This window comes from Streptomyces sp. NBC_01166 (genome assembly GCF_045039765.1).
Lineage (GTDB): Bacteria > Actinomycetota > Actinomycetes > Streptomycetales > Streptomycetaceae > Streptomyces.
This window is the reverse complement of record NZ_CP108613.1, coordinates 4773955-4786572: the sequence shown is the minus strand read 5'-3', so window position 1 is coordinate 4786572 and position 12618 is coordinate 4773955. Positions and strand designations below refer to the sequence as shown.

The following is a 12618-nucleotide window of genomic DNA, read 5'->3' as shown; positions in this document are numbered from 1 at the left end:
GCGCGGTCATCCCTCCCGGTCCCGGCGTCCCAGCGCTTCCCGGAGCCTGACGGCCGCCGGAGCCACGAGGAGCGGGGCCACGATGCCGCCCAGCGCCGCGTAGCCGACCAAGGGGTACTCACCGCGGAGGAAGACGGAGAGGCTGTCCGAGCGGGCGCCTCCCTTGCCGCCGAGCGTCGTCGTCACCACGACGACGCCGGCGGCGCCCAGCAGACCGCAGCCCGCCGCGAGCAGGCCGTGACCGGCCGCACCGGTGAGCCGGCGCGGCTCACGGCTCCGGCGCCATGCCGAGATGCCCTCGAAGAGACCGCCCAGGCCCACGACGACACCGCCCACGCACGGGAAGAGCACGAAACCGGCCGAGGCGGCGAGGCCGTACCCGCCGCCGGGCCACCGCGGGGCGACGTCGCGCCACACGTCCTCCGGCAGGGGGGAGAGGAACAGCAGCACAGCCCCGCAGACGACGGCGGCCAGGACCAGCGCCCCGGTCACCGGCCACAGCTTCCCGCGCCATCTCTCCCGGCGTTCCCCGCCGCCGTCCTCGGACGCGGTCCGCTTCGCCGCGAGCCTCGTCTCCTCTGCCCGCTTCGCCGCGCGCGTGCGCCGCGCCTCTCTGGCCCTTGCCCCGGACCGGCGTGCCATGGAGCCCAACCCCCCTCGTGGAGCGTGAAGGAGATGGTCTCATCGGTGGAGAGGCCTGTGGGGCGCGGTGTCAGGTCCGCGCCCCACAGGCGGTTCGGTGGCCCTAGGAGGTCATCCGCAGCACTGCCAGCCGCGTCAGCTCGCGGTCCTGCGGCTCGGTGTCGAGGGACCGGTGCAGGGCCAGCCCCTCGATCAGCGCGTCCAGCTGACGGGCTGTGTCCGGGTCGAAGTGCTGTTCCAGCAGGCGGCGGCTGCGGTTCATCCACGCGTGGGTGAGCTCGCGGTACTCGTCGCGCCGGGCGGCCAGCGTGTAGAGCTCCTGGGTGAGGACGAGGTCGCGCCGGGGGCCCTCGGAGAGCACGTGGATGAGGTCGGTGACGGCCTCACGGGCCTGCTCCGGGGTGTCGACCCGGCCCAGGTGCAGCTCGAAGACGGCCACGATGTGGTCGGCGAAGCGGGTGAAGGCCTCGCGCAGCAGGTCGTCGATGCCGTCGAAGTGGTACGTCATCGAGCCCAGCGGGACCTCGGCGCGGCCGGCGATCTTGCGGTGGGAGACGCCGACGACACCCTCCTCGGCGATGTGGTCGAGCGTGGCGGCGAGGATGCGCTCGCGCCGCTGCGGATCCGTGCGTCCGGTGGCCATGGCGGGCGTGTCAGACGCCGCGGACGACGCGGGCGGGGTTGCCCACGGCGACGACGTCGGCGGGGATGTCCTTCGTGACCACGGCTCCGGCCCCGATCACGGAGTTGGAGCCGATGGTCACCCCGGGGCAGACGATGACCCCGCCGCCCAGCCAGACGTTGTCACCGATGGTGATGGGGAGCGCCGCTTCCAGCTTGTCCCTGCGGGGCTCGGGCTCCACGGGGTGGGTGGGTGTCAGGAGCTGGACGTTGGGGCCGATCTGGCAGTCCTCGCCGATGGTGATGCGCGCGACGTCCAGCGCCGTGAGGTGGTAGTTGACGAAGGTGCGGGCGCCGATCGTGATGTTGCTGCCGTAGTCGACGTACAGCGGCGGGCGCAGGTCGACGCCCTCGCCCACGGAGTCCAGCAGCTCGGCCAGGATCGTCCTGGCCGCGTCGGCGTCCTCGGTGTAGGCGGCCTGGAAGCGGGCCGCGAGGCGCATGGCCCGCTGCTGACGCCGGCCGATCTCCGGGTCGTCGGCGACGTAGAGGTCACCGGCGAGCATGCGCTCGAGGTTGGTACGCGGATCGTTGGCGAAGTAGTCCGTCGGCATGCGTACGAGCGTATACCCTGGAGTGTACGAACGTACACTCCCCGTGGCGGCCGCTGTCACCCCGCCAGCCTGCGCGACCGCCACACCAGATACAACGCCGACGACACCGCCGCCACCCGCACCACCACGGGCCAGACCTCCGTCATCGCGTCCCCCATCGCATCCGCCGCGAGGGGCTCGCCCCAACGGCCGTCCGTGCGGCCCCACAGCCAGACGAAGGCCCCGGCCACGACCACGCCCGGCAGGCCCAGCGCCACCCATTTCGCCTCGGCGCGCGAGAACTTGCGCGAGCTGTACGCCAGCAGCCAGCCGCCCGCGAGCGCCAGCCACGACCCGGTCACGGCGCCGGCCACCAGCAGCGCGGCCGCCAGCAGCAGCAACGGGTTCGAGAGGCGGGGCCGCACGGCGCCCTCGCCGTCCACGGCGGCCCGCCGGACGCGGCGCAGCCGCAGCTTCCGGCGCCGGGGCGCCGGTGGCTCGGCCTCCTTCCCTGCCTCCGCCGGCTCCGGCTCCTCCGCCTCGGCCGGCGCGCGCGGCCCCGGGGGCCTCGGAGCGCTCGGCAGTCCGAACAGCTCCGGGCTCTCCAGCCCGCCCACGAACCCCGGCACGGCGGTGCCGGGCCCCATGGCCCCCGGCGCGCCCTGCTCGCCGGGTCCGGCCTGCCCGCCCTCGCCGAAGGGTCCCGGCTCGATCCGCCACCACTCGGGCTCCGCCCCGGCGGGCGCCTGGTCCAGGCCGGCCATGTGCGGCGCGGACGCGGACGGCCAGTCCGGGTCCGGCTCGCCGGACGCCCGGCCCTCGGTGTCCGGCTCCCCGAGTCCTGACTCCGGGCTCGCGGCGGCACTCCGGGACTCCTTGAGGACCGGCGACGCGCCCTTGCGCGCCGCGGCTTTCCTGAGCACACTCCGCCGCGCACGTGGCACCCCGCGCGGTTCCGCCGGGTCCGTCGCCGAGCCCGTGGCCGCGTCCGCCCGGGGAGACGGCAGGGGCACCGCCCCGTCGCCCGACTCGGCCGCCGCGGCCACGAGTTCACCCGGGGCTCCGAGCCGTCCGAGGATGCGCCGGACCACCGCGGGAGAGTCCGAGCCGTCCGTGGAGCGCTGCCGGTCGATCTCGCCCCGGAGCGTCGCGACGAGCCTCATCCGGGCGCCCGAGGACAGCTGTTGCTGCTGCGCCAGGTCACCGACCCGGCTGAGGTAGTCGTAGACAAGCTGGTCGCTCTCGATCCCCACGCGATCGTTCTCCCTCCACCGCCCTGCCCCGACGGTAGCGTTCCAGGGGCTACCGTGGGACGGATGGGGACGACCACACCACCGCGCACGCTCGCCGAAGCTCTGCGCGCCCGGGGCGACGAATCGCTGGCAGGGCTGCTGCGTGCCCGCCCCGACCTGCTCAGCCCCGTGCCGAACGACATCACCCAGCTGGCGACGCGGGCCGGCACGCGCGCCTCCGTCGTCCGTGCGCTGGAGCACCTCGACCGCTTCGCCCTGCAGACCGCGGAGGCGCTGGCCGTGGCGCCGGACCCGGCACCGTACGACACGCTGCTCGCGCTCCTCACCGGTGACGGCCAGGACGACGGCGACGGGCGCGACGACGCGGGCGCCGCGATCACCGCCGCGCTGCCCGCCGCCCTCACGACCCTCCGCGAACAGGCCCTGGTCTGGGGCGAGGACACCCGGCTGCACCTCGTGCGCACCGCGCGCGAGCTGCTCGCCCCGTCACCGCAGCACCCCTCCCCCACGGGCCTCGGCCCGACCGTCTCCGAGGCCACGGCCGGGATGTCGCCCGGCAGGCTGCAGGAGATCCTGACCGCCGCCGGGCTGCCCGCCACCCACGACCCGGTCTCCGCCGTCTCCGCGCTGGCCGGGCTCTTCACGGACCGGACGAGGATGGCGGAGCTGCTCGACACCGCCCCCGTCGAGGCGCTGTCCGTGCTCGACCGGCTGGTCTGGGGTCCGCCGTACGGGGAGGTCACCCCCAACCCCGCGCCGCCCGTGCAATGGCTGCGCGACCGCGGGCTGTTGCTGCCCGTGTCGACGCGCACCGTCGTCCTGCCGCGCGAGGCCGCGCTGCATCTGCGGGCGGGCCGCGCCCACCGTGTGCCCGAGCCCGTGCCCCCGGTGATCGTGGCGGCGGCCGAGCGGGATCCCCAGGCTGTGGACAGAGCCGCGGCGGGCCAGGGCTTCATGGCGCTGTCCACCGTCGAGGAGCTCCTCAAGCTCTGGAACGACGGCGGTCCGGCCATCCTCCGCGCGGGCGGCCTGAGCGTGCGCGAGCTGAAGCGCGCCGCGAGCGCGCTCGACGTCTCGGAGACCGTCGCCGCCTTCTGGATCGAACTCGCCTACGCGGCGGGCCTGCTGGCCTCCGACGGCGAGACCGACGAGCGGTACGCGCCGACCCCCGCGTCCGACGAGTGGCTGGACCTCCCCGCCCAGGACCGCTGGACCCACCTCGCCACCGCCTGGCTCGCCGCCACCCGCACGGCGGGCCTGATCGGCGGCCAGGACGCCAAGGGCAGGGCGCTGTCCGCACTCGGCCCCGACCTGGACCGCTCGGCCGCCCCCGAGGTACGCCGCCGGGTGCTGGCCCTGTTCGCGTCGCTCCCGCCGGGCACCGCACCCGACCCGCAGACGCTGCTCGCCCGGCTCCGCTGGGAACGGCCGCTGCGCTCCTCGATCCCGGGCGGACCCACGGGCGAGGCCTCCGACCTCCGCTCCCGGATCGCCCTGTGGACGGTCAACGACGCCGAGCTGCTGGGGATCACCGGCCGCGGCGCCCTCTCCTCCCAGGCCCGCGCGCTGCTCGACGAGGGCCCCGACGCGGCCGCCGCCCGCCTCGCCCCGCTGATCCCCGAACCCCTGGACCATGTGCTGCTCCAGGCCGACCTGACGGCCGTCGCCCCCGGCCCGCTGGAACGCCCGCTCGCCGACATGCTCTCGGTGCTCGCCGACGTCGAGTCCAAGGGCGGCGCGACGGTCTACCGCTTCACCCCCGGCTCCGTACGCCGCGCACTCGACGCCGGACAGGCCGCCACGGACCTGCACGCCTTCCTGGCCACCCACAGCCGTACGCCGGTGCCGCAGCCGCTGAGCTACCTCATCGACGACGTGGCCCGCCGCCACGGCCACCTGCGGATCGGCGCCGCCTCCGCGTACGTACGCTGCGACGACGAGGCCGTGCTCAACGAGATCCTGGCCGACAAGCGCTCGGCCACCCTGCGGCTGCGCCGGCTCGCGCCGACCGTCCTGGCCTCGCAGGCCGACCCGGGGTCGCTCCTCGAAGGGCTTCGCGAGATGGGGTACGCCCCCGCCGCCGAGTCCGCCGAGGGCGACGTCCTGATCACGCGCGCCGGCGCCCGCCGCACTCCGCCGCGTACGCCCCCCGCCCCCGTCCCCGAGGGCCCGCCGGTCCCGGACGCCACCCTGCTGAGCGCCGCGGTCCGGGCCATCCGGGCGGGCGACACGGCGGCCAGAGCCGTCCACAAGGAGAGCCCGGACACGGCCACGGCGGGCTCGCTCCCCCGCACGGCCCCCGCCGAGACCCTGGCCACGGTGCAGGCGGCCGCGATGACCGGCTCGGCCGTCTGGATCGGCTACGTCAACGCCGACGGCGCGGCCAGCCAGCGGGTGATCGCGCCGGTCAAGGTGGAGGGCGGCTTCGTGACGGCGTACGACCACACGGCCGACGAGGTCCGGACGTATCCGCTGCACCGGATCACGGGCGTCGCGGAGCTCGCCGACGAGCAGACGCCCTGACGCCCTGACGCCGGGTGCCGCGCTCAGGACACCGGGAGCCCGCCGGCGGTCGCGGCCTCGCGGAGCACGTCGACCAGCATGGGCATGGTGAGCCGGCCGGTGAACGTGTTGCGCTGACTCGGGTGGTAACTCCCCAGCAGGTGCAGTTCCTGCCTGCGCTCCGTGGCGGGCAGCACGACATGCGCACCGTGGCCGAAGGCGGGACGCGGGCGCGGCAGCCGCCACCCCGCCTCGGCGAGCACCGGGAGCACCGCCTGCCAGCCGAAACCGCCGAGGACGACCACCGCGCGCAGCCCCGGGCTCAGCAGGTCCAGCTCGGCGGCCAGCCAGGGGCGGCAGTTGTCGCGCTCCTCCGGCGTGGGCCTGTTCGCCGGGGGCGCGCAGTGCACGGGGGAGGTGAGCCGTACGCCGCGCAGGGTGAGCCCGTCCTCCGCGTGGACGGAGGACGGTTGCGAGGCCAGGCCCACGGTGTGCAGTGCGGCGAAGAGGAAGTCGCCGGCCGCGTCGCCGGTGAACATCCGGCCGGTCCTGTTGCCGCCGTGGGCGGCGGGAGCGAGCCCGACCACCGCCACCGAGGCGTCGGGCGGCCCGAAGCCGGGGACGGGCCGCGCCCAGTAGTCCCAGTCCTGGAAGGCCGCGCGCTTGGTCCCGGCGATCTCCTCCCGCCAGGCGACCAGCCGGGGGCAGGCGCGGCACCGCGTGACGAGGGCGTCCAGCTCGCCCAGCGCGCCGCACCCCGGCGCGTGGTGGGCCGGGAAGCCCCGGTCGTCGGCGCCCGGCGCCCGTCCTGCGGCTTCCGCTCCGTCCATCCCTCCACGCTACGGGCCCGGGGCCTCGCGTTCGGGTCAGCGCCGGATGAACATGGCCGGCAGCACCGCCCAGCTCCTCGAAGCCCGGCCTGCGGTGGAAGCCCGGCGAGGCGTCGCCGGCGGATCGCGGCCGACCGCGGCGGTCGGAACGGACGTCGTCCGTGCCATGACGTGCGTCACAGGCGGTCTCAGGGTACGTAGGCGCGGTGCGCGGTTCCAGGGGCGCCGGCCGCAGGAGCCCCGCCCGTCAGCGGCCGATGAGGCACACTGGACGTTTGGCCGTTCGCACCCGGCGGCCACCCCACGCCGGAAAGGGCCGACGCGCGTGACCGGACCCCTCATCGTCCAGAGCGACAAGACGCTGCTCCTCGAAGTCGACCACGACCAGGCCGAGGCCTGCCGCCGTGTCATCGCCCCCTTCGCCGAGCTGGAGCGTGCCCCCGAGCACATCCACACCTACCGGGTGACCCCGCTCGGCCTGTGGAACGCCCGCGCCGCGGGGCACGACGCCGAGCAGGTCGTCGACGCGCTCGTGGAGTACTCGCGCTACCCCGTGCCGCACGCGCTCCTCGTCGACATCGCCGAGACGATGGCGCGGTACGGCCGCCTCACCCTGTCCAAGCACCCGGTCCACGGGCTGGTGCTGACGTCCAACGACCGGCCGGTGCTGGAGGAGATCCTCCGCTCGAAGAAGGTCCAGCCGCTGGTCGGGGCGCGCCTCGACCCGGACACCGTGGCCGTGCACCCCTCGGAGCGCGGCCAGATCAAGCAGACGCTGCTGAAGCTGGGCTGGCCTGCCGAGGACCTCGCCGGATACGTCGACGGCGAGGCGCACCCGATCGATCTCGACCAGGACGGCTGGGCGCTGCGCCCGTACCAGAAGCAGGCCGTCGAGGGCTTCTGGCACGGCGGCTCGGGCGTCGTCGTCCTCCCCTGCGGCGCGGGCAAGACCCTGGTCGGAGCCGGCGCCATGGCGGAGGCCAAGGCGACCACCCTGATCCTGGTCACCAACACCGTCTCCGCCCGGCAGTGGAAGCACGAGCTGGTGAAGCGGACCTCACTGACCGAGGAGGAGATCGGCGAGTACAGCGGTACGCGCAAGGAGATCCGGCCGGTCACCATCGCCACGTACCAGGTGCTGACGACCCGCCGTAAGGGGATCTACCCGCACCTGGAGCTGTTCGACTCCCGTGACTGGGGGCTCGTGATCTACGACGAGGTGCACCTGCTGCCCGCGCCCGTCTTCAAGTTCACCGCCGACCTCCAGGCCCGCCGCCGTCTCGGGCTCACCGCGACGCTGGTGCGTGAGGACGGGCGCGAGTCGGACGTCTTCTCGCTCATCGGGCCCAAGCGGTTCGACGCCCCGTGGAAGGAGATCGAGGCGCAGGGCTACATCGCGCCCGCCGACTGCGTCGAGGTCCGCGTGAACCTCACGGACTCGGAGCGCCTCGCCTACGCGACCGCGGAGGCCGAGGAGAAGTACCGGTTCTGCGCGACGACCGCGACGAAGCGGAAGGTCACCGAGGCGCTCGTGCGCAAGCACCGGGGAGAGCAGACCCTGGTCATCGGGCAGTACATCGACCAGCTCGACGAGCTCGGTGAGCACCTGGACGCCCCGGTGATCAAGGGCGAGACGAGCAACGCTCAGCGCGAGAAGCTGTTCGAGGCGTTCCGTCAGGGCGAGATCAGCGTGCTGGTCGTGTCGAAGGTCGCGAACTTCTCGATCGACCTTCCGGAGGCGACGGTCGCCATCCAGGTGTCGGGCACGTTCGGCTCGCGGCAGGAGGAGGCACAGCGGCTCGGCCGGGTGCTGCGGCCGAAGGCGGACGGGCACGAGGCCCGGTTCTACTCGGTGGTCGCGCGCGACACGATCGACCAGGACTTCGCGGCGCACCGCCAGCGGTTCCTGGCCGAGCAGGGTTACGCGTACCGGATCGTCGACGCGGACGAGTTGCTGACGGAGAGCTGACAGGGACCGGTGGCCGGGCCGGAGGGCTCAGCGGTGGCGGCGGACGACGCCCGCCTCCTCCGCGTACTCCCCGAGGACGGCCACACCGAACGCGGTGCGTGTGAAGACCGAGACGGCACGCACCGCGTTTCCTATGCGGTGGCCGCGTGGGTGACCGGTGGCCGCCGTGGCGCCGTGCGCGGGGCCGGTCCTTCGTGGGTTCAGGTAAACGGTGCTCATGTATTCCATGGTGCTCCGCCGGCCCGCTCCCCTGCATCGGCCGACCGGCCGAAGAATGCGCGGATCCGGGTCGGCCGAAAGACGGACCCGTCCCCTACGGGACGGACGCTGCCGAGCCGCTCGCGGTCAGACGGTGACGACGATCTTGCCGACCTGGTGTCCCTGCTCCAGGTACCGGTGCGCCTCGACGATGTCGTCGAGGCCGAACTCCCGGTCGACGGTGGGCCGCAGCGCCCCGGTGCGCAGGCCGGCGTTCAGGAACGCCGCGATCCGGCGGACCACCGTGGGGTCCAGCGTGTGCTCGAAGCTTGCGTAGCCGAGGACCGTGAGGGGCCAGGACATCGGGAACGACGCGGGCCGGGGGTCCAGCCGGCCCGCGGTGACCAGGGTCCCGCCGGCCCTGGCCGCCTTCGCCAGGTCGGCCAGGCCGGGGCCCATGACGGAATCGAGGATGATGTCGGCTCCGGCCCCGCCGCTGTGCCGGCGGGCGGCTTCGGCCACGTCCTCGTGGTCGGTGACGATGACGGCGGCGGCGCCTGCGGCGAGCAGCCCCTCCTTCTTCGCGGTGTGCCGGGTGACCGCCAGGGGGACGGCGCCGATCTGGCCGGCGACCTGGATGGCGGCGAGGCCGACGGAGCTGGAGGCGGCGGTGATCAGGACATGGTCGCCGGGCCGCGTCCCGGCCTTCTCCATGAGCGCGCCGTACGCCGTGGAGTACGCCACCCACAGGGCCGCCGCGCCGGTCGCGTCCAGCCCGGTGGGCCGCGGGACGACGGAAGCGGCCGGCACCGTGGTGTATTCGGCGTAGGTGCCGTTGAGATCCATCTCGGGGACGGCGGTGATGATGACCGCGTCACCGACTCCGGGCTCCTCGACGCCGGGGCCCACCGCGTCGACGACGCCGGTCCCCTCGCAGCCCAGCCGGGCCTGCGGCAGACGTACCGGCCCGGGGTAGGAGCCGGCGCGCATCATCTGGTCGAGCCGGTTGACGCCGATGGCCTCGATCCTGATCCGCACCTCGCCGGCGGCGGGCTCGGTGACCGGCTCATCGACGACGCACAGGACGTCCGGAGCTCCGGTCCTGTCGAACACGACGACTCGTGGCATGGGGTGACCGTCTTTCTCTCGGAGGGCTGTGCGGTGCGACGGAAGGGCGCTCAACAGGCCGGGCGTACGCGGGTGTTGTCCGCGTCCGGTGCCGCTGCACACAGACGAAATTACTGATCCGACAGGTACCTCCTGGTACCTTCCATGCCATGAGCCACTCGGCCGGAGACGTCTTCCTCGCCGACTGCCCGGCCCGGCTGGCGATCGAGATCATCACCGACAAATGGGCTGTCGTCGTGATCTTCGCGCTCAGCCGCCGACCGTGCCGGCACGGCGAACTCGTCGGTCTCATCGGCGGTATCTCGCGCAAGGTCCTCACCCAGACGCTGCGCAGGCTCCAGGGCTACGGCCTCGTCGAACGCCACGCCTACGCCGAGGCGCCGCCGCGGGTCGAGTACAGCCTCACCGCACTCGGCCGGACGCTCGTGGTGCCCATCGCCGCGCTGACGGAGTGGGCGACCCTGCACGGCGAGGCCGTCGCCGACTTCCAGGAGTCGGAGCAGGACGGCCGGTAGGCGGCACCCGGGCGCCCGGCGCCCGGCGGGGGATGTCCGGGCCCTGTGATCTATTCGTTCGCCCCCGGGTGCGGCGGTCGATACAATCGCCGGTCTGCCCGCCTCCCGCACCGTGGTACCGGCCAGCCCTTCGAGCGGCCGGCAGCCGGGGGAGCGCCGCCGACCGGACGGAAACCGGCCGACAACAGCCGCACGCGCCCACCCCGCGTGCGCATCTGTGTGTGAACGTCCCCGAGCGGACCGGGTGATGAGCCCTGTCCGCCGTCCTGCGTCGAAAAGCCGGAGGCAACACCGTGCCCGCGCACGAAGAGTCAAGCAATCCACTGGTCAGGGAGCGGGCGCACCTCGCCGCGTCCCGTGCCGCGCTGCGCGCCATGCGCGAGGACGTGCAGGCGCTCGACATCCGCGACGTCACCGCGAACTGGGTCAACGCCGCGGTCCTCCAGTCGCAGATCGACGACCGCATCAAGGCGCTCGCCGACCTCACCCACACCCCGCTGTTCTTCGGGCGCCTCGACTATCTGCACGTGGTCGGGGCCGAGAAGGCGGAGGGGGCCGAGGGAGAGCGGTTCTACATCGGGCGCCGCCACGTCCACGACGCCCATGGCGACCCCATGGTCATCGACTGGCGCGCCCCGGTCTCCCAGCCGTTCTACCAGGCCTCCAGGAACAACCCGCTGGACGTCGACCACCGCCGCCGCTTCGGCTACACCGGTGGGGAGCTGACCGCGTACGAGGACGAGTACCTCACCGACCCGGCGGAGACCGAACAGACCAGCAAGCTCCTCCAGGCGGAGATCGAGCGGCCCCGTGTCGGGCCGATGCGCGACATCGTGGCGACGATCCAGCCGGAGCAGGACGAGATCGTCCGAAGTGATCTCGGCGGCACGGTCTGCGTCCAGGGTGGCCCCGGGACCGGGAAGACGGCCGTCGGCCTGCACCGTGTCGCCTACCTCCTGTACGCGCACCGCGAGCGCCTCGCCCGCACCGGCACCCTCGTCGTCGGCCCGAACCGGTCGTTCCTCCACTACATCGAGCAGGTCCTGCCCGCGCTGGGCGAGCTGGAGGTGCAGCAGGCCACCGTCGAGGACCTGGTGGCCGCTCGCGTCGAGGTGCGCGGCACGGACGGGTCCGTCGCCGCGGTGATCAAGGGCGACGCCCGGATGGCGGAGGTCCTGCGCCGGGCGATCCGTTCGCACGTGACGCCTCCGACGGAGCCGGTCGTGGTGGTGCGCGGATCCCGCCGCTGGCGGGTCCCGGCCTACGAGGTCGAGGAGATGACCACCGAGCTGCTGGCCCGTGACATGCGGTACGGGGCCGCCCACGAGGCTCTTCCGCAGCGCATCGCCCACGCCGTCCTCGTACGGATGGAGGAGGCGGGCGAGGCCCCGGACGACCGGGTGCAGAACGCGGTGGCGCGCGACCCCGCGGTCAAGGCGGCCGTGAAGGCGGTCTGGCCGGCGGTGGACCCGGCGAAGCTGGTGCTGCGGCTCCTGACGGACGCGGAGTTCCTGGGCGCGCACGCGGAGGGGATCCTCACCGACGACGAGCAGAAGCAGATCCTCATGACGAAGCCCGCCCGCAGCGTGAAGTCGGCGAAGTGGACCGCGGCTGACGCGGTCCTGATCGACGAGGCGGCCGACCTGGTGGCCCGGACGCACTCGCTGGGCCATGTTGTGATCGACGAGGCCCAGGACCTGTCCCCGATGCAGTACCGCGCGGTGGGCCGCCGCTGCTCGACCGGTTCGGCGACGGTGCTCGGCGACCTGGCGCAGGGGACGACGCCCTGGTCGACGGGGAGCTGGGAGCAGGCGCTCTTCCATCTGGGCAAGGCGGACGCGGTGGTGGAGGAGCTCACGGCCGGTTTCCGTGTGCCGCGCGAGGTCATCGCGTACGCCTCCCGGCTGCTCCCCGCGATCTCGCCGGGCCTGGCGCCGGTGGAGTCGGTGCGTGAGACGCCCGGCTCCCTCGCGGTGCGTGCGGTGGCGGCGGCCGACGAGCTGGACTCCGCGGTGGTCGCGGCATGCGTGGAGTCGCTGCGGCACGAGGGCTCGATCGGCCTGATCGCCGCCGACGCCCGGATCCCGGCCCTGGCGGCGGCGCTCGGGGCGGCGGGCCACGCGTATCTCTCCCCGGGCGAGGAGACGACCGCCGCGTCCCGGCTGACCCTGGTCCCGGCCTCGCTGGCCAAGGGGCTGGAGTACGACTACGTGGTGCTGGACGAACCGGCGGCCGTGGTCGACGGCGAACCCGACGAACGCACGGGTCTGCGCCGCCTGTACGTGGCCCTGACCCGCGCGGTGTCGGGCCTGGTCGTACTGCACGCGGCGGCGCTGCCGGAGCAACTCGGCTAGGACCGGCACATGC

General features: G+C 73.9%; 11 protein-coding genes. 4 read left to right on the top strand and 7 right to left on the bottom strand.

What is annotated here, in order from left to right; genetic code table 11:
* Window positions 1-6: 6 nt before the first annotated feature.
* The 4 genes from OG379_RS22045 to OG379_RS22030 all read right to left on the bottom strand — a co-directional run bounded on the left by OG379_RS22045 (window position 7) and on the right by OG379_RS22030 (window position 3109).
* The gene (locus OG379_RS22045; RefSeq protein WP_405664826.1) at window positions 7-642 is read right to left on the bottom strand and encodes a hypothetical protein; all 636 of its coding nucleotides are present in this window, start codon (window positions 640-642) and stop codon (window positions 7-9) included.
* 103 nt (window positions 643-745) lie between these two features.
* Window positions 746-1285 carry a TetR/AcrR family transcriptional regulator gene (locus tag OG379_RS22040; protein WP_393757521.1) on the bottom strand — a complete coding sequence of 180 codons (540 nt, stop codon included), beginning with the start codon at window positions 1283-1285 and terminating at the stop codon, window positions 746-748.
* Window positions 1286-1295: 10 nt separating this feature from the next.
* Entirely contained in the window at window positions 1296-1877 is a 582-nt protein-coding gene (locus tag OG379_RS22035) for a sugar O-acetyltransferase (protein ID WP_393757519.1), read from the bottom strand.
* A gap of 56 nt (window positions 1878-1933) precedes the next feature.
* Window positions 1934-3109 carry a hypothetical protein gene (locus OG379_RS22030; RefSeq protein ID WP_405664825.1) on the bottom strand — a complete coding sequence of 392 codons (1176 nt, stop codon included), beginning with the start codon at window positions 3107-3109 and terminating at the stop codon, window positions 1934-1936.
* Window positions 3110-3172: 63 nt separating this feature from the next.
* Between OG379_RS22030 and OG379_RS22025 the strand changes: the two genes are divergently transcribed.
* Window positions 3173-5632: a helicase-associated domain-containing protein gene (locus tag OG379_RS22025; protein ID WP_405664824.1), complete on the top strand. Its 2460-nt coding sequence runs from the start codon at window positions 3173-3175 to the stop codon at window positions 5630-5632.
* Window positions 5633-5655: 23 nt separating this feature from the next.
* Here the strand turns inward: OG379_RS22025 and OG379_RS22020 are convergent, their stop codons facing one another.
* A complete protein-coding gene (locus tag OG379_RS22020) occupies window positions 5656-6441 on the bottom strand; it encodes a uracil-DNA glycosylase (protein ID WP_393757513.1) in 786 nt (261 codons plus the stop codon).
* A 325-nt stretch (window positions 6442-6766) separates the two neighbouring features.
* Between OG379_RS22020 and OG379_RS22015 the strand changes: the two genes are divergently transcribed.
* Window positions 6767-8410, top strand: coding sequence for a DNA repair helicase XPB (locus OG379_RS22015; protein WP_393757511.1), 1644 nt, complete (start codon window positions 6767-6769; stop codon window positions 8408-8410).
* 27 nt (window positions 8411-8437) lie between these two features.
* On the opposite strand, the gene OG379_RS22010 is transcribed toward OG379_RS22015, so the two are convergent.
* The gene (locus OG379_RS22010; RefSeq protein WP_356707896.1) at window positions 8438-8629 is read right to left on the bottom strand and encodes a hypothetical protein; all 192 of its coding nucleotides are present in this window, start codon (window positions 8627-8629) and stop codon (window positions 8438-8440) included.
* Between the two features lie 126 nt (window positions 8630-8755).
* Complete coding sequence (locus tag OG379_RS22005) at window positions 8756-9736, bottom strand: zinc-dependent alcohol dehydrogenase family protein (protein WP_405664823.1); 981 nt, start codon at window positions 9734-9736, stop codon at window positions 8756-8758.
* Between the two features lie 149 nt (window positions 9737-9885).
* Here OG379_RS22005 and OG379_RS22000 point away from each other — a divergent pair, with 149 nt between their 5' ends.
* Together OG379_RS22000 and OG379_RS21995 are read left to right on the top strand one after the other, a co-directional pair.
* On the top strand, window positions 9886-10251 hold the full coding sequence (locus OG379_RS22000; protein ID WP_405664822.1) for a winged helix-turn-helix transcriptional regulator: 366 nt from the start codon (window positions 9886-9888) through the stop codon (window positions 10249-10251).
* Between the two features lie 293 nt (window positions 10252-10544).
* Window positions 10545-12605 (top strand): HelD family protein, encoded by a 2061-nt coding sequence (locus tag OG379_RS21995; protein WP_405664821.1) that lies wholly within the window; start codon window positions 10545-10547, stop codon window positions 12603-12605.
* The last annotated feature ends 13 nt before the right edge of the window (window positions 12606-12618 follow it).

Excerpts from the sequence above, each read along its gene's own strand:
- OG379_RS22045 (WP_405664826.1), bottom strand. The coding sequence starts at position 642 with ATGGCACGCCGGTCCGGGGCAAGGGCCAGAGAGGCGCGGCGCACGCGC.
- OG379_RS22040 (WP_393757521.1), bottom strand. The coding sequence starts at position 1,285 with ATGGCCACCGGACGCACGGATCCGCAGCGGCGCGAGCGCATCCTCGCC.
- OG379_RS22035 (WP_393757519.1), bottom strand. The coding sequence starts at position 1,877 with ATGCCGACGGACTACTTCGCCAACGATCCGCGTACCAACCTCGAGCGC.
- OG379_RS22025 (WP_405664824.1), top strand. The coding sequence starts at position 3,173 with ATGGGGACGACCACACCACCGCGCACGCTCGCCGAAGCTCTGCGCGCC.
- OG379_RS22020 (WP_393757513.1), bottom strand. The coding sequence starts at position 6,441 with ATGGACGGAGCGGAAGCCGCAGGACGGGCGCCGGGCGCCGACGACCGG.
- OG379_RS22010 (WP_356707896.1), bottom strand. The coding sequence starts at position 8,629 with ATGAGCACCGTTTACCTGAACCCACGAAGGACCGGCCCCGCGCACGGC.
- OG379_RS22005 (WP_405664823.1), bottom strand. The coding sequence starts at position 9,736 with ATGCCACGAGTCGTCGTGTTCGACAGGACCGGAGCTCCGGACGTCCTG.
- OG379_RS22000 (WP_405664822.1), top strand. The coding sequence starts at position 9,886 with ATGAGCCACTCGGCCGGAGACGTCTTCCTCGCCGACTGCCCGGCCCGG.